We start from the raw sequence: 20578 nt of genomic DNA on the forward strand, positions 1-20578 counted from the left end.
CTCCCCGCACGGCCGACGGGCGGGGATCACTCCCCGTCCATCACCGAATCGGGCTGGATGTCGATCTTCGCGCCGGTGAGCTTCGCGGCGAGTCGGGCGTTCTGGCCCTCCTTGCCGATCGCGAGCGAGAGCTGGTAATCGGGCACGAGTGCGCGCACGGCCTTCAGGCTCTGGTCGATCACGAAGGCGCTGGTCACCTTGGCGGGCGACAGGGCGCTCGCGACGAAGGTCGGCAGGTCGGAGGAGTAGTCGACGATGTCGATCTTCTCGTTGTTCAGCTCGGCGGTGACCGCGCGCACGCGCTGGCCGAGCTCGCCGATGCAGGCGCCCTTGGCGTTCACTCCGGGCTCGGTCGCGCGGACGGCGATCTTGGTGCGGTGGCCGGCCTCGCGGGCGAGCGACACGATCTCGACGACTCCGGAGGCGATCTCGGGGACCTCGAGTGCGAAGAGCTTGCGCACGAGCGAGGGGTGGGTCCGGGACACCTGGACCGAGGGGCCCTTGGGTCCGCGGCCGACGCTCGTCACGTAGACGCGGATGCGGCGACCGTGGCTGTAGTCCTCACCGGGCACCTGCTCCTCGGGGGCGAGGATCGCCTCGATCGAGCCGAGGTCGACGTGGATCATCTTGGGGTTCGGGCCCTGCTGGATGACTCCGGCGACGATGTCGCCCTCGCGGCCCTTGAACTCGCCGAGGACCTTCTCGTCTCCGATGTCGCGCAGGCGCTGGTTGATGACCTGCTTGGCGGCGAAGGCGGCGATGCGGCCGAAGTCGCGCGGCGAGTCCTCGGACTCGCCGACGACGGCGCCCTCCTCGTCCAGCTCGGGCACGAAGACCGAGACGTGACCGGTCTTGCGGTCGAGATGCACACGGGCGTCGACGGCGGTCGCCTTGTCGGCGTCGTCGGCCTGTCCGATGTGCTTGAGGTAGGCGGTGAGGATCGCCTGCTCGATGATCTGCACGAGTTCCTCGAAGGGGATCTCGCGCTCGCGCTCCAGAAGTCTCAGAACGCTCAGGTCGATGTCCACAGGCGGGCCTTTCTCTCTATTCACTTGGCGTCGCGGATGCGCGACCTCGTCGAAGTCCGGTCCGACGTCCGGCGGATCGGCGGCCCTGAAGGTCGCCCGATCCGCGCGTCGGAACCATTGATCCTACCCGAACGAGCGGATGACGGCTCCGGCCTCAGGCTCCGAGACGGGCGAGCGCCTCGGCGGCCGAGAGCTGCTCGCGCTCCCCGGTCCGGCGGTCCCACAGCTCGACGACGCCGTCGGGGGCGCCGCGGCCGGCGATGACGATGACCGGGACTCCGATCAGCTCCGCATCGCCGAACTTCACGCCGGGCGAGACCTTCGGGCGGTCGTCGATCAGCACCTCCCGACCTGCTGACTCGAGCGAGGCGCCGACCGACTCGGCCAGGGCGAGCGCCGACGGGTCCTTGCCCGTCGCGATCACGTGGACATCGAAGGGCGCGACGTTCTCGGGCCAGATCAGTCCGCGGTCGTCGTGGTTGCTCTCGGCGATGATCGCGAGGATCCGGGTCACCCCGATGCCATAGGAGCCCATCGTGACGGTGACGAGCTTGCCGTTCTCGTCCAGCACCTTGAGACCGAGCACGTCCGCGTACTTGCGGCCGAGCTGGAAGACGTGGCCGATCTCCATGCCCCGCGCGGTCTCGATCGGGCCGGAGCCGTCGGGGGCGGAGTCGCCCGCGCGCACCTCCGCGACCTCGACCACGCCGTCCGCTATGAAGTCGCGACCGGCGACGAGGTCGAGCACGTGCTGACCGGCGGTGTTCGCTCCGGTGATCCAGGCGGTGCCGTCGACGACCCGGGGGTCGAGCAGGAAGCGGATGCCGGTCGCCGACTTCTCGCCGAGGACGGAGCCCTCCGCGGACCAGGGGCCGATGTAGCCCTTGACGAGTCCGGGGTGTTTCGCGAAGTCCGCCTCCGTGGCCGCTTCGACCTCGGCGGGCGCGAAGGCGACCTCGGCGCGCTTGAGGTCGACGTCGCGATCGCCGGGCAGCCCGACGATCACGAGCTCGCGGGTGCCGTCGAGCGCGGTGAGCGCGAGGACGACGTTCTTGAGCGTGTCCGCGGCGGTCCAGGCACGCCCGTCGTCGCGGGGCTGCTCGGCGTTGGCGAGGTCGACGAGCGTCTGGATGGTGGGGGTGTCGGGCGAGTCGAAGACGCGCGCCGCAGCGAGCCCCTCGATCGGCAGCGCGTCGGGAACCGGGGTCCGGTACGCCTCGACGTTGGCCGCGTAGCCTCCCGCGGAGCGCACGAAGGTGTCCTCGCCGACAGGGGTCGGGTGCAGGAACTCCTCGCTGCGCGAGCCGCCCATCGCACCGGCGTCGGCCTGCACGATCACGTACTCGAGCCCGAGGCGGGCGAAGATCCGCTCATAGGCGTCGCGCTGCAGCTGGTAGCTCGCGTCGAGGCCGGCGTCGGTGTAGTCGAAGGAGTAGGCATCCTTCATCGTGAACTCGCGGCCGCGCAGGAGGCCGGCGCGGGGGCGGGCCTCGTCGCGGTACTTGTCCTGGATCTGGTAGATCGAGAGCGGCAGATCCTTATAGGAGGAGTACAGGTCCTTGACCAGGAGGGCGAAGAACTCCTCGTGCGTCGGCGCCAGCATGTAGTCCGCGTCCTTGCGGTCCTTCAGGCGGAAGACGCCGTCGCCGTACTCGGTCCAGCGTCCCGACAGCTCGTAGGGCTCGCGGGGAAGCAGCGCCGGGAAGTGGACCTCCTGCGCGCCCGCCGCCTCCATCTCGTCGCGGATGATGCGCTCGATGCGGCGCTTGACGCGCAGCCCCAGGGGCAGCCAGGCGAAGACGCCGGGAGCCTGGCGACGGATGTAGCCGGCCCGCACCAGGAGGCGGTGGCTGGCGACCTCGGCGTCGGCCGGATCCTCTCGGAGGGTACGGACGAACAGGTGCGAGAGACGGGTGACCACGAGGGACGATCCTATCCGGAGTCCTCGGGCCGCCCGCTCGCGCGCCGGCTCAGTTGGCGACGGTGACGACCGGAGAACCGGTCGAGGTGTCGTCGGCAGGCATCTCGGCGGCCAGGCGGTTGGCCTCCTCGATCAGCGTCTTGACGATCTCCGACTCCGGGACGGTCTTGACGACCTCGCCCTTGACGAAGATCTGGCCCTTGCCGTTGCCGGAGGCGACACCCAGGTCGGCATCGCGGGCCTCGCCCGGCCCGTTGACGACGCAGCCCATGACGGCCACGCGGAGGGGGACGGTCATGCCCTCGAGGCCGGCGGTCACGTCGTTCGCGAGCGTGTAGACGTCGACCTGCGCTCGCCCGCAGCTCGGGCACGAGACGATCTCGAGCTTGCGCTCGCGGAGGTTCAGCGACTGCAGGATCTGCAGGCCGACCTTGACCTCCTGCGCGGGCGGAGCCGACAGCGAGACGCGGATGGTGTCGCCGATGCCCTCGCCGAGGAGGATGCCGAACGCCGTGGCCGACTTGATCGTGCCCTGGAACTCGGGCCCCGCCTCCGTCACGCCGAGGTGGAGCGGCCAGTCGCCGCGCTCGGCGAGCTGACGGTAGGCCTTCACCATGACGACAGGGTCGTTGTGCTTGACCGAGATCTTGAAGTCGTGGAAGTCGTGCTCCTCGAACAGGCTCGCCTCCCAGACGGCGCTCTCGACGAGCGCCTCGGGGGTCGCCTTGCCGTACTTCTGCATCAGGCTCGGCTCGAGCGATCCGGCGTTGACGCCGATGCGGATCGAGACGCCGGCGGCCTTCGCGGCGGCGGCGATCTTGCCGACCTGGTCGTCGAACTTGCGGATGTTGCCGGGGTTCACCCGGACGGCCGCACAGCCCGCGTCGATCGCCGCGTAGACGTAGTTGGGCTGGAAGTGGATGTCGGCGATCACCGGGATCTGGCTCTTCTTGGCGATGATCGGGAGCGCCTCCGCGTCGTCGCGACTCGGCACCGCCACGCGGACGATGTCGCAGCCGGACGCGGTGAGCTCGGCGATCTGCTGGAGCGTCGCGTTGATGTTCGTCGTCGGCGTCGTGCACATGGACTGCACGCTCACCTGGGCGTTGCCGCCCACGAGCACCTTGCCGACCTTGATCTGACGGGACTTGCGGCGGGGGGCGAGGGTCTCGGGGACCTTGGGCAAACCCAGATTCACTGCTGGCACGCCCTCCATCGTACGCGGGCTCCGCCTCCCTCCCCCTCGGACCCCCTCCCCGTTCAGCCACCGGTCAGCCAGCCCGCCCATGGACCCCGCCTCGCGGACCCGTCGGACGGTCCCCGCCGACTCCTGGTGGTCGAGCGGCTCGAAGGATGCATCGCGACTCACTTGCATCAGTGCGCCCCGTGCCCCTCACCCTCTGGCCCAGGTGGACGTCGACGCGCCTGCTACGCGGGCCACAGGCCACCGCCTCCAGGCCCGGCGAACACCTCGGAGGCGAACGCGTGAATCGCGTCCCAGCGATTCGCGCTAGCCGACCGCGGCACGCTCCACCTACGCAACCACCCCGGAAAGCCGACCGCGGCACGCCGGGCTACGCCCGGCGTGCAATCCAACTCAGAACAGCCGAATGGGGTTCACGATGTCGGCGTAGATGAGAAGCGCGCTCATGCCGCCGAGCACGATGACGACCACGTAGGTCAACGGCAGCAGCCGGGCGATGTCGAAGGGCCCGGGGTCGCGCCTGCCGAAGAGCTTCGCGGTGCGGCGCCGGAGGCCCTCCCAGAGTGCGCCGGCGATGTGTCCGCCGTCCATCGGGAGCAGCGGCACCAGGTTGAAGACGAGCAGTGCGACGTTGAGCGAGGCGAGCACGCCGACCATCGTCTGCACCTTCGAGACGATCGGCAGCTGGTCGGAGGCGGCGATCTCGCCCGCGATGCGGCCGACGCCGACCACGCTGATCGGTCCGTTGGCGTCGCGCTCCTCGTTGCCGAAGGCGGCCTGCGCGACGTCGTAGAGGCGCTGCGGCAGGTTGAGGATCACGTGCGCGACGCTCGTGATGTTGGTCCACACCGTCTCGGGGACGGCGGTGATCGGCTGCTGCACGAGCGCGCTGGTCGGCGAGATGCCGATGAAGCCGACCGTCTGCGTCTCGACGGCTCCGGAGGAGTCCGTCACGACCGCGCCCGAGGCGTCGGTGACCGCGACCTCGTTCTCGACGGGGGTGATGGTGAGGGAGAAGGACTGTCCGTCACGGTCGACGACGACGTCGAGCGGCGTGTTCGCCGACTCCCGGATGATCGGGGTGAGGTCCTCCCACGACGAGACGGCGGTGCCGTCGATCGAGGTGATGGTGTCCCCCGGCAGGATCCCCGCCTCGGCACCGGGCGACAGCGGGTCGTCGGCGGAGCAGGTCTCTGCCCCCGTGGACGAGGCGGGGACGACGCACTGCGAGACCGTGGCGATGGTCGAGGTGCTCTGAGCGACTCCGATGCCGCACAGGAGGACAGTGAAGAGGACGCTCGCGATGACGAGGTTCATGAAGGGCCCGCCGACCATGACGACGACGCGCTTCCATACCGGCAGCCGGTAGAAGGCGCGGTGCTCCTCCCCCTCGCCGATGGTCTCCGCGCTCGCGGCGCGCGCTTCGTCGATCATCGAGGTTCGGCTGCTCGCGCGGATGTCGGCGGACTGCTGGCCGACGCCCTTGAACATGCCGACGGCCGACTCCGTGAGGGGGTCGCCCTCGTGCTTCGGCGGGTACATGCCGATCATCGCGATGTAGCCGCCGAGCGGGATCGCCTTGATCCCGTACTCCGTCTCTCCGCGACGCCTCGAGAAGATCGTGGGACCGAATCCGATCATGTACTGCGTGACCTTGACGCCGAACAGCTTCGCGGGCACCAGGTGCCCGACCTCGTGCAGGGCGATCGAGAGCGCGACACCGACGGCGATGATGACGACGCCGAGGACGAAGAGCAGCACGGATTCCACTGGGTCACTGTAGGCCGGGCACGAGGCGTTCTGCTGGGCCCGGCCTGGGCGTCGTCGATGAGTCGCGGTAGCGAGCCCGCCCTGAGCCGAGAGCGCGACTCATCGACGATGAGTGCACGGCGACCGTTCCCGGCCGACGTTCTGCGCCGCAGAGCTCAGGCGGCCGCGATCCGCTCGTCCGCCGCGCGCCGCGCCCACGTCTCAGCGTCGGCCAGCGACTCGCGGGTGAGAGCTCCGTCGACCGTGTGCGCGTCGACCACCGCCTCCACCGTCTCGAGGATGTCGAGGTAGCCGATCCGCCCGGCGTGGAACGCGTGGACGGCCTGCTCGTTGGCCGCGTTGAAGACGGCGGGATACGACGCCCCCGCCCTGCCGACGCGCTTCGCCAGCCGCACCGAGGGGAAGGCCTCCTCGTCGAGCGGCTCGAAGGTCCAGGAGTGCGCACGCGTCCAGTCGAGCGGGGCCCCGACGCCGGCGACCCGGTGCGGCCAGTCGAGGCCGAGCGAGATCGGCAGCCGCATGTCCGGCGGCGAAGCCTGCGCGATCGTCGATCCGTCGACGAACTCGACCATCGAGTGGATGACCGACTGCGGGTGCACCGTCACGTCGATCCGGTCGTACGCCACATCGAAGAGCAGATGCGCCTCGATCACTTCGAGACCCTTGTTGACGAGGGTCGACGAGTTCGTCGTGACGACGAGCCCCATGTCCCAGGTCGGGTGCGCCAGTGCCTGCGCCGGAGTGACATCGCGCAGTGACGCGCGGTCCCGTCCACGGAACGGGCCGCCCGATGCGGTGAGCACGAGGCGTCGCACCTCGCGGTGCTCCCCCGCGAGCAGCGCCTGCGCGATGGCCGAGTGCTCGGAGTCGACGGGGACGATCTGCCCCGGGGCCGCGATCGAGGTGACCAGCTCTCCGCCGACGATGAGCGACTCCTTGTTGGCGAGTGCCAGCGTCCGCCCCTCCTCGAGTGCGGCGAGCGTCGGGCCGAGGCCGACGGAGCCGGTGATGCCGTTGAGGACGACGTCCGCCTCCACGCCGCGGACCAGCTGCTCGGCCTCGATCTCGCCGAAGGCGGTGTGCTCGACACCGAAGGCCGCCGCCTGCTCGGCGACGACGGCGCGGTTCGAGCCCGCCGAGAGTCCGACCACCTCGAAGCGGTCGCGGTTCGCGCCGATCACGTCGAGGGCCTGCGTGCCGATGGACCCGGTCGAGCCGAGGATGATGACCCTGCGCATCCGCCCATCCTCGCACGGAGCACCTCGGCGTGATCGGGTCAGCTGACGGCGAGGACGTCGATGACGAAGACGAGAGTGTCGGTGCCGCTGATGCCCGCGTCCGCGTTGCCCGCGTCTCCGTAGCCCTGTGCGGGCGGGATGACGACGAGCACCTGCGAGCCGACCGTCTGGCCGACCACCGCCTGCTTGAAGCCCTCGATCACGTCCCCGGTGCTGAAGGACGCGGGGGTGCCCGATCCCCAGCTCTGGTCGAAGACCGCGCCGGTGCCCCAGACGACGCCCTGGTACTGCACGACGAGCGAATCGCCGTCGGCCACGGTCTGGCCGTCGCCCTTCTTCAGCACGGCGATCTGCAGGTCGGCGGGCGGGTCGGTCGCGGGGATCGTCACGGTCGGCGTGCCGTCCTCGGCGAGCGCCACCGTCGGCAGGCCGTCGACAGGCGGCTGCGGCTCGCCGGTCGCGGTGGTCGGGATGATGCCCTCGACGTCGATCACCATGACGATCGAGTCGGTCGCGGCGATTCCGAGGTCGGTGTTGCCCGCGTCGCCGAACGCGTCGGCCGGAGGCACCACGGCGACCACGCGCGATCCCACGGTCGCGCAGTTCACGGCCTTCACCAGACCGGCGAGGTACTTGTCGACGTCGACCTCGAACGCAGCACGGCCACCGGCGGCGTACGTGCTGGCCGAGAACTCGGCTCCGCTGGTCCCGTTGTAGAGGGTGTAGTCGACGAGCACGGTGTCGCCCTCGGCGACCGTCGCTCCCGTGCCTTCGATCGCGACCGAGCCCTCGGTGTCCTCGACGCTGATCGGCGTCGGGAAGACGGTGACCGGCTTGGTCGCGAAGTCGCCGCTGGTCTGGACGGCGCTGGTCGCATCTCCCTCCGAGACGCAGCTGAGCGGAGTCGCCGAGGCGCTCGGTGACGCCTCCTCAGCGGCGTCCGTGCAGGCCGTCAGGCCGAGGGCCGCGGCGACGACGGCCACGATCGCGAGTGTTCTGCGCACAGCGCACCTTTCCTCTCCGGCGGAGCCGGCACGTACAAGGGGAGGAGACCATCCTCGGTGACCCTCCTATGGAGGGGCTGGACGTGGGGCGCCGTCGCGGGGCTTCGCAGACCGCTCGCCTAGCATGGCGGCATGCGTGAATTCTCGGTCCCCCAGTCCCGCGCGCTCGTCACCGAGCTCCCCGGCCCGCGCTCGATCGCCCTGCAGGAGCGTCGCGTCGCCAGCGTCTCGCGAGGCGCGGGCACCCTCGCGAACATCTACATGGATCACGCCTCGGGCGCCGTCCTGGTCGACGTCGACGGCAACCGCCTCATCGACCTGGGCTGCGGCATCGGAGTGACGACCATCGGCCACGCGCACCCCGCGGTCGCCGCGGCCGCCGCCGCCCAGGCCGACAAGCTCACCCACACCCTCTTCACCGTGACGCCCTACGAGAACTACGTGCGCGTGGCCGAGAAGCTCGCCGAGATCACCCCCGGTGACTTCGAGAAGCACTCGATCCTCGTCAACTCGGGCGCGGAGGCGGTCGAGAACGCGGTGAAGATCGCCCGCAAGTACACGGGTCGCCGCGCCATCGCGTCGCTCGACCACGCCTTCCACGGCCGCACCAACCTGACCATGGCGATGACCTACCGGCCCTGGCCCGAGCGCGCCGGCATGGGCCCGTTCCCCGGCGAGATCTACAGCCTCCCGATGAGCTACCCGTTCCGCGACCCCGAGGGTATGACCGGCGCCGAGGCCGCCGAGCGCACCATCGACTACATCCGCACGCACATCGGAGCTCAGGAGCTCGCGGCTCTCTTCGTCGAGCCGATCCAGGGCGACGGCGGCATCATCATCCCCGCGCCCGGCTACTTCGAGCGCCTCTCCGAGTTCTGCACCGAGAACGGCATCGTCTTCGTCGCCGACGAGATCCAGGCCGGCATCGCGCGCACCGGCACCTGGTACGCGATGGAGCACTTCGGAGTCGTCCCCGACCTCGTCACGACGGCCAAGGGCATCGCGGGCGGCTTCCCTCTCGCGGCGGTCACGGGCCGCGCCGAGATCATGGACGCCGTGCAGCCCGGTGGCATCGGCGGGACCTTCGGCGGCAACCCCGTCTCCACCGCCGCCGCCCTGGCCACGTTCGAGGCGATCGAGTCGGAGGGGCTCCTCGCCGAGGCGCAGCGCGTCGAGCGCGCCCTGTGGGCCCGCATCGGCGACTGGTCCGAGCGCTTCCCCGTCGTCGGCGAGGTCCGCGGCAAGGGCGCCATGTTCGGCGTCGAGCTCGTGCACCCGGGCACGAAGCGGCAGAACCCGGAGGCGCTCGCCGCGATCTTGAAGCACGCGACGACGAACGGCGTCATCGTGCTCGACGCGGGCAGCTGGGACAGCGTCCTGCGCATCATGCCGAGCGTGGTCATCAGCGACGAGCTGATCGACGACGCGGCGAGCGTGATCGAGGAGGCCCTCGCGACGCTGGCCTGACATGACTCCGGCGGCATGAACCCGCCGGTAGCCTCGTCCGAATGCGGACCGACGACGACCACGAGAGGCCGACCCCGCCCGGGATCGGCCTCTCGGCGCGTCTGGCGCGCCTGACGATGAGCGGCGCCGGGCGGATGATCTACCGGCCGATAGTCGAGGGCCGCGACAACGTGCCCTCCTCCGGCCGGGTGATCCTCGCCAGCAACCACCTCTCGTTCATCGACTCCCCCGTGCTGACGCTGCTCGCGCCGCGCCCGGTGCAGTTCCTGGCGAAGGCCGACTACTTCACAGGGTCCGGCGTCCGCGGTGCGCTCTCCCGCTCCTTCTTCACCGCCGTCGGAGCCGTCGCGGTCGAGCGCGGAGCCGGCCAGGCCGCGCAGGCGGCGCTCGATCTCGGCCGCGCGATCCTCGAGCGCGATGAGGCGTTCGCCGTCTACCCGGAGGGCACCAGATCGCGGGACGGCCGTCTCTATCGCGGGCGCACCGGAGTCGCGTGGCTCGCCCTCACGACCGGGGCGCCGGTCGTCCCGGTCGGCCTCATCGGCACGCAGGAGCTGCAGCCGGTCGGCTCGAGCATCCCGCGGCTGCACCGCATCACCGTCCGCTTCGGGGATCCGCTCGATCTGTCCGCGCACGGTTCCGCCGACTCCGGTCGCGCGCGCCGCCACGCGACCGACGAGGTGATGGCCGCGATCCACACGCTCTCCGGTCAGGAGCTCGCCGGCTCCTACAACGAGTCGCCGCCCGCAGGAGCGGTGGAGCGGATCAAGCGAGCGCTGCCGCACGAGCGCCTCTGAGCCGACCGGCTCGGCGCTGCTCAGTTCGTCGCGGCCTCCGTCGTCGGCTCGTGCCCGACGGGGAAGCTCACTGAGTTCGCGATGAAGCACAGCCGGGAGGCCTCCGCGTGCAGCGTCTGGGCGAGTTCGACCATCGACTCGTCCGCGACCCGCACGCGCGGCCGGAGGGTCACCGACTCGAACCGGCCGCCCTCGCCCTCCTGCACCATGCGACCGACGGCGTCGTCGCTGTAGCCCGTCACCACGACTCCGTTCTTCACGGCGACGTGCAGGTACGAGAGCAGGTGGCACTGGGCGAGGGAGGCGAGCAGCAGCTGCTCCGGGTTCCACCGGTCGGGATCGCCGCGGAACGGCTTGTCGGCCGAGCCGAGGATGGGCGAAGGACCCTGTGCGCTGATGAGGTTCTGCCGCCCGTACTCGCGGTAGCCGCTGGTCCCCGTCCCCCGGTCGCCCTCCCAGACGACGGAAACCGCGTAATCGTGCTCTGCCTTCATCGGAATGCCCCTTCTCGTCGCTGGATCAGGCCGGTCTCGACCGTCTGGACCTCCGCGCCTCTCGGGGCTCGCGGATAGACTCGACAGACCATGACAGACACGCTCGCCCCCCAGGTTCCCACGTCGGCAGTCCCCCAGGAGCGGCGCCTCGCGACCGAGATCCCCGGGCCGCGATCCCGGGCCCTGCACGAGCGACGCCTCGCCGTCGTCCCCTCGGGCGTGGGCACCGCGCTGCCGGTCTACATCGACCGGGCACACGGAGCGATCCTGGTCGACGTCGACGGCAACCACTTCATCGACCTCGGCGCAGGCATCGGCGTCACGACGATCGGGCACACCGATGACGCAGTGGTCGCCGCGGCGACCGCCCAGCTCGGCCGGCTGACCCACACCCTCTTCACCGTCACGCCCTACGAGCCCTACATCCGCGTCGCCGAGCTGCTCGCCGAGCACACTCCCGGCGACTTCGCGAAGAAGACGGTGCTGGTCAACTCCGGTGCGGAGGCGGTCGAGAACGCCGTGAAGATCGCGCGCAAGCACACCGGTCGCCCCGGAGTCGCGGTGCTCGACCACGCCTACCACGGCCGCACCAACCTGACGATGGCGATGAACTTCAAGGCACTCCCCTACGGGCTCGGCTTCGGACCGTTCGCGAGCGATGTGCACCGCGCACCGAGCTCGTACCCGTACCACGACGGACTCTCGGGTGCCGCGGCCGCCGAGCGAACCATCTCCTACCTCGAGAAGACGGTCGGCGCCTCCGCGCTGGCGTGTCTCGTCGTCGAGCCCGTGCAGGGCGAGGGCGGCTTCATGGTCCCGGCCGAGGGCTACCTCCCCGCGCTGCAGGAGTGGTGCACCGCGAACGGCATCGTCTTCGTCGCCGACGAGATCCAGTCGGGCATGGCGCGCACCGGTGCGTACTTCGCGAGCGAGCACTTCGGGCTCGTCCCCGACGTGGTCCTCTCGGCGAAGGGCATCGCCGGCGGACTACCGCTCGCGGCAGTCACGGGACGCGCCGAGATCATGGACTCGGCGCAGGCCGGCGGTCTCGGAGGGACCTTCGGCGGCAACCCCGTCGCCGCGGCCGCCGCGGTCGCCGTATTCGAGCGGATCGAGCAGGACGGTCTGCTCGCCGAGGCCGACCGCATCGGCGCTCGCCTGGGAGCAGCACTCCGCGAGCTCCAGGGGCGGTACGACATCGTCGGCGACGTCCGCGGGATCGGCGCGATGATGGCGATCGAGCTGGTCCAGCCGGGAACGGGCGACACCACGAAGGCGCCCAACACCGCGGCCGTCACCGCGATCATCGACTACGCGGCGGCGCACGGCGTCCTCGTCCTGAGCGCCGGCACCTACGGCAACGTGGTCCGCTTCCTCCCGAGCCTCGCCCTCACCGACGAGCTCCTCGACGACGCTCTGTCGGTCCTCACGGAGGCGTTCGCCGCGCTCTGACGCACCTCGCAGGTCGACCGCGCGCGGGCACACGCTCCTCCGCGAGCGGCCGACCCGGACCGGAGACCACCGCGGGTCGGGCAAGATGGACGGATGCCCGCAGGAACCTTCACCGTCGCAGAGTCCGTCGAACTGGCCGTCGTCGAGCGTTCCGGCTTCATCGAGTCGCGCCACACCGGCTCCGCCGTCGTCCTCGACTCCGACGGACGTGTGGCCCGGAGCCTCGGCACCCCGACGGCGCCGATCCTGCCGAGGTCGTGCCTCAAGCCGTTCCAGGCCCTCGCCGTGATGACCGCGGGCGTCGACCTCACCGGCGCTGAGGCGGTCATCGCCACCGCGAGCCACGCCGGCATCCCGCAGCACGTCGCGCTCGTGCAGAACCTCCTCTTCCGTGCCGGCCTCGACCACACGGCACTGCAGTGCCCCGCCGACTGGCCCGGCGACTCCACGACGCGCACCCAGCTCATGCGGGCCGGCGCCACCCGGGATCCGCTGTACATGAACTGCTCGGGCAAGCACGCGGCGATGCTGCTGGCCTGCGTGCAGAACGGCTGGAGCACCGAGGACTACCTCGAGCGCTCGCACCCCCTGCAGCAGCACATCGTCGATACGATCGAGCGCCTGACGGGCGAGAGGATCGTCGCCTCCGCCGTCGACGGTTGCGGTGCGCCTGTGCACGCCCTCCCGCTCACCGCGCTGGCCAAGGGGATCTCGCGGATCGTCTCCTCCTCGGCCGCGTCGCCTTTCGGCCTCTACCGCCAGGCGGGCGTGCTGACGAACTCGATCCTCGAGAACGCCTGGGCCATCGACGGGCCCGGCCGCGACAACACTGTCGTGATCGAGCGTCTGGGCCTCGTCGCGAAGATGGGCGCGGAGGGCGTGCTGGTGATGGCGTCCCCCGACGGCACGACCGTCGCGCTCAAGATCCTCGACGGCAGCCTGCGGGCCGCCACGGTGGTCGCCCTGAAGCTCCTCGTCGAGATCGGCGCGGTCGAGCGGGCGGCCGCGAACGACGTCCTGGTGAAGCTCAACCCGGTGGTCTCGGGCGGTGGGCGCCCGGTGGGCGCGATCCGGGCCTCGTACGTCTGAGACGCGCTCACCGCCCGGACTCACCGGCCCGGAATCACTGACTCCGAGCGAGCCTCTTCGCCCGCGCCGCCGATGACACCTGGGTGACGACGACGATCACGATCGCCAGGAGGAACACGGCCGAGGCGATGACGTTCGCCTCGGCGGGGATGCCTCGCGCCGCCGCGATGTAGATGTACTTCGGGAACGTCGTCACCGATCCGGAGTTGAAGTTCGTGATGATGAAGTCGTCGAAGCTCAGCGCGAACGAGAGCAGCGCCGCGGCGAGGATCCCGGGCAGCAGCAGCGGGAACGTGATCCTCCAGAAGACCTGACCGGGCGAGGCGTAGAGGTCCCGTCCCGCCTCCTCGAGCCGCGGGTCGAGGCTCGCGACCCGGGCCTTCACCGTGACGACGACGAAGCTGATGCAGAACATCGTGTGCGCCAGGATGATCGTGACGAGCCCCTTCTCGGCTCCCACCGTCAGGAACTGCGAGGCCAGGCCGGCACCGAGGACGACCTCGGGGGTCGCCATGGGGAGGAACAGCAGGAGGCTGATCGCCGAGCGGAACCGGAAGCGGAACCGCACGAGAGCGATGGCGATCATCGTGCCGAGCGCGGTCGCGAGCACCGTCGCAACGGCGCCGACCAGGAGGCTGTTGCCGAACGCGGTCATCACCTCCTCGCTCGTCCATGCCGAGACCCACTTGTCGAACGTGAAGCCGCGCCAGGCGAGGTTGCTCTTCACGGAGTCGTTGAACGAGAAGACGAAGGTGTACCCGATGGGGATGAGCAGGAAGATCAGAGCCAGCGCGGTGTACAAGCCGAGCCCGAGGCCCTTGAAGCGGCGCGGCCCCCTGACGGGAGCCGGTGCGGGGGCGCCCAGGATCTCCTGAGCGCTCGCGACGGGCCGATCGGCGGTGGCGGTCACAGGAGGTCCTCCGTTCCACTGCGCCTCACGTAGAAGGCGACGATGACGAGGATGACGGCCATCAGCACGATGGACAGCGCCGCCGCCGCCGGGTAGTTCTCGAGAGTCAGGAAGTTCGCCTCGATCGCGTTTCCGACCATCGAGGTCTGCGAGGAGCCGAGGAAGTCGCGGCTCGCATTGATGTAGTCGCCCGCTGCGGGAATGAAGGTGAGGAGTGTCCCCGAGACGATGCCCGGCATCGAGAGCGGCACGGTGACCTTCCAGAAGACCGACGCGGGGTTCGCGTACAGATCCGACCCGGCCTCGAGGAATCTCGTGTCGAGCCGCTCCAGCGTCGTGTAGAGCGGCAGCGTCATGAAGGGGATGAAGTTGTAGGTGATGCCGAAGATCACCGCGAACGGAGTCCCGGTGAGGTGACCGTCGCTCGGGAGGATCGCGATGGTCTTCAGCGCCTGCACCAGCGGGCTCTCATCAGCGAGGATCTGCTTCCAGGCGAGGGTGCGGAGCAGGAAGCTGATGAAGAACGGCGCGATCACGAGCGTGAGCAGCAGGTTCTGGAGCAGCGGCCACGGACGCGCCTTCACCCCGATGAAGTACGCCAGTGGGTAGCTGACGACCAGCGCCAGAACAGTGGCGACGAGCGCGTAGCCGAAAGAGCGGAGGGCGTGCGGCCAGTAGTCCGCCATCACGACCAGGTAGTTCTGCCACGCGAATCCGGGCGCGTACTCCCCGATGTCGCCGTCCGGGATCTCGACCTGGAACGAGGTCAGCACCAGCGAGATGAGGGGAGTCAGAAAGAACAGCAGCATGTAGGCGATGCCCGGCAGCAGGAGGATCAGCGCGACGGTCGAGCGCTTGCGGACGGGCGCGTCGAGCGGATCCGCTGTGCTGGACGCGAAGGCGGCGAAGGCCATGCCTAGGACCCTCCGGCGCGCCCGGCGAGCAGCCCGCGCTTCTGCAGAGCGATCGCGCGGGTGGAGTCGTCGGGATCGAACCGCGGGACAGTACCCGGCTCGTCCGCGAGTCCGAAGCCGTGCTCGATGCTCCAGCTGACCCAGACCTCTGCGCCTTCGCCCACGACAGGGCCGAATACCATGTTCTGCGCGAAGACGACGACCGGTCCGACGCTCGGGATCTCGATGGTGTACTGCGTGCTCACTCCGCTGAACGAGACGTCGATCACCCGGCCCGGGCCGAGCACGTTGCGATCGGGGGCGTCAGCGGGTGCCTCGGTCAGGAGGAGTAGCTTCTCGGGGCGGACCCCGACCGTCATCTCGCCCGACTCGCGCGCCGACCTGACGGTCGGAACCACGATCCGATGAGCGCCGGCGTCGACGGTGAGCGCCGTCGCCGTGGAGCCGACGACCTCCCCCGTGAAGAGGTTGGACTGCCCGAGGAAGTTGGCCACGAACGCGGTGCGCGGCAGCTCGTAGAGCTCCTCGGGCGCCCCCATCTGCTCGATGCGGCCCTTGTTCATCACGGCGACCGTATCGGCCATGGTCATGGCCTCCTCCTGGTCGTGGGTGACGTGCAGGAAGGTGAGTCCGACCTCCTCCTGGATCGACTTCAGCTCGAGCTGCATCTGCCTCCGCAGCTTGAGATCGAGGGCGCCGAGCGGCTCGTCGAGGAGCAGGAGGGCCGGACGGTTGACGATCGCCCGGGCGAGGGCGACGCGCTGCTGCTGCCCGCCCGAGAGTTGAGCGGGGCGGCGTTGCGCGAGGTGGTCGAGCTCGACGAGGCGGAGCGCCTCGTGGGCCTTCCCGACCGGGTCGTCGATCCGGCGTCGTTTGAGGCCGAAGGCGACGTTCTCGAGGATCGACATGTGGGGGAACAGCGCATACGACTGGAAGACCGTGTTCACAGGCCGCTGATAGGTCGTGGTCGCTGTGACGTCCTTCCCGCCGATCAGGATCCGGCCGCCCGAGGGCTCCTCGAGGCCCGCGACGAGACGGAGCGTCGTGGTCTTGCCGCAGCCGGACGGCCCGAGGAGGGCGAAGAACGATCCCGCGGGGATCGTGAGGTCGAGGGAGTCGATGGCGGTGAAGCCCGGGTAGTGCTTGCTGATCCCGACCAGTTCGAGGTCGGCGCCGCTCTCGGCGAAGGTTCCGGTCGCCATCAGATGCCCAGCAGCACTTTCTGGAACTCGGCCTGGTAGTCCTTCTCCTCGGCCGCGGTGAGCGTCCGGAAGACATGGGCCTGCGACAGCGTCTCCTCGTCGGGGAAGATCAGCTGGTTCTCGGCCAGGTCCGGATCGATGCTCTCCATGGCTTCCTTCGCTCCGTCGACGGGGGTGATGTAGTTGACCCACGCGGCGACCTGGGCGGCCACCTCGGGTTCGTAGTAGTAGTTCATGAGGGCCTCGGCGTTGGCTTTCCGCTGCGAGCCCATCGGCACGACGAAGGTGTCGTTCCACAGGGTGCCGCCCGAGTCCGGGAGCGCGAACTCCCACTTGTCGCCGGCCTCCGCGTTGATCAGCGTGATGTCCCCCGACCAGCAGATCGCGGCGAGGGTGTCCTCGTTCTGCAGGTCGTTGAGGTAGGCGTTCCCCTTGATGTTGCGGATCTGTCCGGCGTCGACCTGCTCGCGGAACACGTCGATGGCGTTCATGAACGCATCCTCGCCCCACTCCCCCGCGATGTCCGTGCCCTGGGCGAGCATCATCAGGCCGATCGTGTCGCGCATCTCGCTCAGCACGCCGACGCGGCCTCGGAGTGCCGGATCCCACAGGTCGTCGATGCTCGAGAGCCCTTTCGGGAGCTTCTCCTTGTTCCAGCAGATGCCTGCGAACCCCGCCTGCCACGGCAACGAGAGATGGCGGCCGGGGTCGAAGTCGGGGTTGGCGAGCGACGGGGTGAGATTGGCGATGTTGGGGATGTTCGCGTGGTCGAGCTCCTGGATGTACTGACGGCGAGCCAGTCGCGACACCATCCACTCGGTCAGGCAGACCGTGTCGGCGCCGATGTACTGACCGAGGGCGAGCTGGTCCTTGACCTTCCCGTAGTACGAGTTGTTGTCGTCGACCGCCACGTTGTAGTTCACCGAGATGCCGCTCTGCTCCTCGAACGCGAGCAGCGTCGGGTAGGCGCCGTCGTCGTCCTCGTCGAGGTAGGCGGGCCAGTTGTCCCAGACCAGCTCGGGGTCGGAGGCCGACTGGTCAGCAGCGGCCGTCGGCGCGGGCCGACTGACGGGAGCACAGGCAGCGAGCGCCAGCGCTCCGGCACCGAGACCGAGCCCTCCGAGTACCGCTCGCCGCGAGAGCACTGCTCGCCGCTCGCGCTCGCGGGAGCGCGCGACGGCGATGGCTTCGCGGAGGACGGGATCCCTCGGGAGGGGACGGGTCATGCTGCGACTCCTGTCTGCGTCGGTGCTCCGGCCGACCGGCGCGAACGTGAGGAAATACTGGCACAGCGCCCACCAGGTGTCGACGCCGGACCGACGAGATCGGACATGCGGAAACACGAACGTCACGAAATCAGTGCCGGAGGCGGGGTCATACGGCGGATTCCCTGTGTCCGGACTCCCCGGCCGCCGGCCAGCGAGACCGCTGCAGCGTTCCGTCGCTCTCGACCAGCACGCGGTCGCCCGAGCACAGCGGAGCCGGACCCAGCGGACCGAGCAGGATGCGCGCCTCGATCGGGGCGACGTCGAGGACCAGGATCCCCGATCGCCGCGCGGCCGCCAGGAGGCTGCGGGCCGATGACCACTCGAGGACGGTGCCCACGACCGCGTCCCCTGACCCGTCGGCGAGCGCCTCCTCCACGCTCGAGACGATCACTCCGAGCGCGGCCAGTCGCGATCGGACCGCTCGCGCCCGATTGCTGAGCACGGCGACTCGGGCGCCTCCGACCCTCACGGGAGGGGGCGGCGGAGCAGCCAGGCGCGGAGGTGCCTCCGCGGACGCGAAGATCTGGATGCGCTCGCCGTGCCACCAGCCGCCACCGGGCGGCAGATCGGCGTCGAACCTCTCACCGGCGAGCGCCAGCAGCTGATGCTCCTGTCGGTTCGACGCACGCAGGAGCAGGACGTCGTCGAACGCGTCCCGCAGCGCGGCGAGACCGTCCGTCGGGCGTCGCGCCGCGACGATGACGCGGCGCTCCCCCGCGCGGATGGCGGTCTGCAGCGCCTCGAGGAGTCGACGCCGCTCCTCCTCCGTGCAGCGCCGCAGCAGCAGATCGAGGTCGTCGATGACGAGCGGTCCGGGTTCGGGGAGGTCGTCCATGACGGCGTCCCACGCCTCCTCGGGGTCGGCCGGGCCGACGATGCGGGCCTCGCCGAGCTGCGCGGCCATCGTCCGCAGCGCACCCGACCGCCCGGATCCTGTTGCTCCCAGGACGAGTACCGACCGCCTCTCGAGGGCCACGACGATCTGGCTCTGCTCCTCCGGACGATCGACGATCCCGAGGAGGATCCGCCGATCCGATCCTGCCGGAGGCAAGGGGATCACCGCCGGCAGAGGGTCGCGCCAGGGGCGGTGCACCGCGACCGCGCCATCTCCGGGGCTCGCGGCTCCGGCGATGTCATCACCGCGGGCGATCGCTGCCTGGACGAGACGCTCCCGGCCGCCCGACGCGACGATGCAGCGTCCGGGGATGCCGTGCGGGAGGCGCGCCGCCGCATCGGAGCCGATCAGCGCCCGAGAGTCGGCGACGTCCTGCACGCGCAAGGCGATGCGCAGCCCGCAGTTCGCGGCGACCGCATCGCGGACCACGCCGATCGGCCGCTGCGTGCACAGGATCAGGTGCACCCCGAGCGAGCGACCGCGGGCCGTGATGTCGGCGAAGGCGCGGTGCAGCTCGGGTGCCCGCTCGAGGACGACGGCGCACTCGTCGACGACGATCACGAGCCGCGCCAGGACGCCGTCGGGGAGTCTCGCGATGTCGGGGACCCCGTGCTCCGCCAGGACGACCTCCCGCCGACGCAGCTCCGCCGCGACGCTGGCGAACGCCCGGGCGGCGCCTCCCGGGTCGAGATCGGTGATCACTCCTGTCACGTGCGGGAGCTCGGCGAGCGCCGCGAATCCTGCCCCGCCCTTGAAGTCGGCCAGGAGGAAGGTCACGTCGGCTGGACTGTGGCGGGCCGCGAGCGCGACGATCCAGGCGATCAGCAGCTCGCTCTTGCCGCTGCCCGTCGTGCCCCCGATGATCGCGTGGGGCCCGTCTGCGACCAGGTCGATCTCGAGGAGCCCCTCCTCGGCCGCCCCGAGGACGGCGCGGAGACCGGTCTCCCCAGTACGGCGCGTCAGCGCACCCAGCTCTCCGAGGAGCACCCGCGCGGGGAGGTCCGCGGCAGCACCCCCCACGCTCGACTCGGCGAGAGAGGCCGCGAAGACCCGCGACTGCTCCGCGGACACGTAGTCGACCCGCACCTTCTCGGTCGCACCCGGAAGGACCCTCCCGACCACTCGATCCCCTTCTCGTCCGCCGAGAACGACGACGACCCGGCACGACGCAGGGAGCAGCGACGGGTCGTCGGCGAGGACGATCACCCGGTCCCCCACCGTCGACTCCCCACTCTGCTCGACGACGCTCAGGCAGACCGGAGCCGTGGTCGCGCGGACGTGCGGCAGGGTGCTGAGCCCGTGCCAGGCGACGCCGGAGGGCAGCCTGATCGAGAGCGCACCCGGCGCGACCAGCTCGGCGCACTGCACGACAAGTCCTCGGACGAAGGCTCGGACCAGGACCGCCGGCCCCGCGATACCGATGCCCGACGAGAGGGCGACGGTCAGCGGCACGTTCGGCAGTACCGGCCCGGCGGCCGCGCGCCCGGAGGACGTGACGAGACGCTCGCCGTCTCCGAGCGTGATCTCGAGAGTGGCGGCGGAGCGACGCCAGCGGGCGTCCACGGGCAGCGCACGATCGAGGATCGCCAGCGGCCCCGGCGAGGCGAGGCGGAGCGCCTCGAGTTCCCGTTCGCGGGCAGCGGCGAGGGCGATCTCGTACTCGATGACCTCCTGGTCGTACCTTTCGGCCTCGACCCGCATCGACCGCCGACGCACACGTGCCCCGTCGAGGTACGACGCCACTGCCACCACCGGCCCCAGCGCGGCGAGCGCGAGCGTGTACGGCGACGAGGTGAGCAGATAGAGCACCAGCGAGGACAGCACGGGCGCCGTCGCCGCGATCCAGGGGAAGGAGGCGCGACCCGGAGCGGCGGGCGGCGACGGCGCGCGGGGCGGGTCGTCTGCGGATCGGATCGTCATGGCGT

General features: G+C 70.3%; 16 protein-coding genes. 4 read left to right on the top strand and 12 right to left on the bottom strand.

The genetic code is table 11. The features are described 5' to 3' along the window. Positions 1 to 26: 26 nt before the first annotated feature. From nusA to ASG06_RS16380, 6 genes are all read right to left on the bottom strand, one after another. Positions 27 to 1028, bottom strand: a complete 1002-nt coding sequence (gene nusA / locus ASG06_RS16355; protein WP_056044484.1) for a transcription termination factor NusA — start codon at positions 1026 to 1028, stop codon at positions 27 to 29. Between the two features lie 154 nt (positions 1029 to 1182). After that, on the bottom strand, positions 1183 to 2949 hold the full coding sequence (locus ASG06_RS16360; RefSeq protein WP_056044486.1) for a proline--tRNA ligase: 1767 nt from the start codon (positions 2947 to 2949) through the stop codon (positions 1183 to 1185). A gap of 49 nt (positions 2950 to 2998) precedes the next feature. Beyond that, positions 2999 to 4156 (bottom strand): flavodoxin-dependent (E)-4-hydroxy-3-methylbut-2-enyl-diphosphate synthase, encoded by a 1158-nt coding sequence (ispG, locus tag ASG06_RS16365; RefSeq protein ID WP_082499330.1) that lies wholly within the window; start codon positions 4154 to 4156, stop codon positions 2999 to 3001. A 390-nt stretch (positions 4157 to 4546) separates the two neighbouring features. Then, positions 4547 to 5914: a M50 family metallopeptidase gene (locus tag ASG06_RS16370; RefSeq protein ID WP_056044489.1), complete on the bottom strand. Its 1368-nt coding sequence runs from the start codon at positions 5912 to 5914 to the stop codon at positions 4547 to 4549. 164 nt (positions 5915 to 6078) lie between these two features. Then, entirely contained in the window at positions 6079 to 7161 is a 1083-nt protein-coding gene (locus ASG06_RS16375) for a 1-deoxy-D-xylulose-5-phosphate reductoisomerase (protein WP_056044491.1), read from the bottom strand. Positions 7162 to 7199: 38 nt separating this feature from the next. Next, complete coding sequence (locus tag ASG06_RS16380) at positions 7200 to 8165, bottom strand: FKBP-type peptidyl-prolyl cis-trans isomerase (protein WP_056044493.1); 966 nt, start codon at positions 8163 to 8165, stop codon at positions 7200 to 7202. 132 nt (positions 8166 to 8297) lie between these two features. On the opposite strand from ASG06_RS16380, the gene gabT (ASG06_RS16385) reads away from it, so the two are divergent. After that, positions 8298 to 9632, top strand: coding sequence for a 4-aminobutyrate--2-oxoglutarate transaminase (gabT, locus tag ASG06_RS16385; RefSeq protein ID WP_056044494.1), 1335 nt, complete (start codon positions 8298 to 8300; stop codon positions 9630 to 9632). Positions 9633 to 9673: 41 nt separating this feature from the next. After that, complete coding sequence (locus tag ASG06_RS16390; RefSeq protein WP_056044496.1) at positions 9674 to 10429, top strand: lysophospholipid acyltransferase family protein; 756 nt, start codon at positions 9674 to 9676, stop codon at positions 10427 to 10429. Positions 10430 to 10449: 20 nt separating this feature from the next. Here ASG06_RS16390 and ASG06_RS16395 read toward each other — a convergent pair whose 3' ends face one another. Beyond that, positions 10450 to 10923, bottom strand: coding sequence for an OsmC family protein (locus ASG06_RS16395; protein WP_056044498.1), 474 nt, complete (start codon positions 10921 to 10923; stop codon positions 10450 to 10452). 90 nt (positions 10924 to 11013) lie between these two features. On the opposite strand from ASG06_RS16395, the gene gabT (ASG06_RS16400) reads away from it, so the two are divergent. Then, a complete protein-coding gene (gene gabT, locus ASG06_RS16400; RefSeq protein ID WP_056044499.1) occupies positions 11014 to 12375 on the top strand; it encodes a 4-aminobutyrate--2-oxoglutarate transaminase in 1362 nt (453 codons plus the stop codon). A 93-nt stretch (positions 12376 to 12468) separates the two neighbouring features. Then, positions 12469 to 13464: an asparaginase gene (locus tag ASG06_RS16405; protein ID WP_056044501.1), complete on the top strand. Its 996-nt coding sequence runs from the start codon at positions 12469 to 12471 to the stop codon at positions 13462 to 13464. Positions 13465 to 13498: 34 nt separating this feature from the next. Here the strand turns inward: ASG06_RS16405 and ASG06_RS16410 are convergent, their stop codons facing one another. The 5 genes from ASG06_RS16410 to ASG06_RS16430 all read right to left on the bottom strand — a co-directional run bounded on the left by ASG06_RS16410 (position 13499) and on the right by ASG06_RS16430 (position 20573). Then, entirely contained in the window at positions 13499 to 14266 is a 768-nt protein-coding gene (locus tag ASG06_RS16410; protein ID WP_231727797.1) for an ABC transporter permease, read from the bottom strand. 104 nt (positions 14267 to 14370) lie between these two features. Further along, the gene (locus tag ASG06_RS16415; protein ID WP_056044503.1) at positions 14371 to 15288 is read right to left on the bottom strand and encodes an ABC transporter permease; all 918 of its coding nucleotides are present in this window, start codon (positions 15286 to 15288) and stop codon (positions 14371 to 14373) included. A gap of 2 nt (positions 15289 to 15290) precedes the next feature. Continuing rightward, on the bottom strand, positions 15291 to 16490 hold the full coding sequence (locus ASG06_RS16420; RefSeq protein WP_056044504.1) for an ABC transporter ATP-binding protein: 1200 nt from the start codon (positions 16488 to 16490) through the stop codon (positions 15291 to 15293). Next, entirely contained in the window at positions 16490 to 17716 is a 1227-nt protein-coding gene (locus ASG06_RS16425) for an ABC transporter substrate-binding protein (RefSeq protein WP_082499307.1), read from the bottom strand. The genes ASG06_RS16420 and ASG06_RS16425 overlap by 1 nt, the downstream gene beginning before the upstream one ends. 148 nt (positions 17717 to 17864) lie before the next feature. Then, the gene (locus ASG06_RS16430; protein WP_056044506.1) at positions 17865 to 20573 is read right to left on the bottom strand and encodes an FtsK/SpoIIIE domain-containing protein; all 2709 of its coding nucleotides are present in this window, start codon (positions 20571 to 20573) and stop codon (positions 17865 to 17867) included. Positions 20574 to 20578 lie beyond the last annotated feature (5 nt).

It is taken from the genome of Rathayibacter sp. Leaf185 (genome assembly GCF_001423885.1).
Lineage (GTDB): Bacteria > Actinomycetota > Actinomycetes > Actinomycetales > Microbacteriaceae > Rathayibacter.

Excerpts from the sequence above, each read along its gene's own strand:
- gabT (WP_056044499.1), top strand. The coding sequence starts at position 11,014 with ATGACAGACACGCTCGCCCCCCAGGTTCCCACGTCGGCAGTCCCCCAG.
- ASG06_RS16395 (WP_056044498.1), bottom strand. The coding sequence starts at position 10,923 with ATGAAGGCAGAGCACGATTACGCGGTTTCCGTCGTCTGGGAGGGCGAC.
- ASG06_RS16405 (WP_056044501.1), top strand. The coding sequence starts at position 12,469 with ATGCCCGCAGGAACCTTCACCGTCGCAGAGTCCGTCGAACTGGCCGTC.
- gabT (WP_056044494.1), top strand. The coding sequence starts at position 8,298 with ATGCGTGAATTCTCGGTCCCCCAGTCCCGCGCGCTCGTCACCGAGCTC.
- ASG06_RS16425 (WP_082499307.1), bottom strand. The coding sequence starts at position 17,716 with ATGACCCGTCCCCTCCCGAGGGATCCCGTCCTCCGCGAAGCCATCGCC.
- ASG06_RS16430 (WP_056044506.1), bottom strand. The coding sequence starts at position 20,573 with ATGACGATCCGATCCGCAGACGACCCGCCCCGCGCGCCGTCGCCGCCC.
- ASG06_RS16415 (WP_056044503.1), bottom strand. The coding sequence starts at position 15,288 with ATGGCCTTCGCCGCCTTCGCGTCCAGCACAGCGGATCCGCTCGACGCG.
- ASG06_RS16420 (WP_056044504.1), bottom strand. The coding sequence starts at position 16,490 with ATGGCGACCGGAACCTTCGCCGAGAGCGGCGCCGACCTCGAACTGGTC.
- ASG06_RS16375 (WP_056044491.1), bottom strand. The coding sequence starts at position 7,161 with ATGCGCAGGGTCATCATCCTCGGCTCGACCGGGTCCATCGGCACGCAG.
- ASG06_RS16390 (WP_056044496.1), top strand. The coding sequence starts at position 9,674 with ATGCGGACCGACGACGACCACGAGAGGCCGACCCCGCCCGGGATCGGC.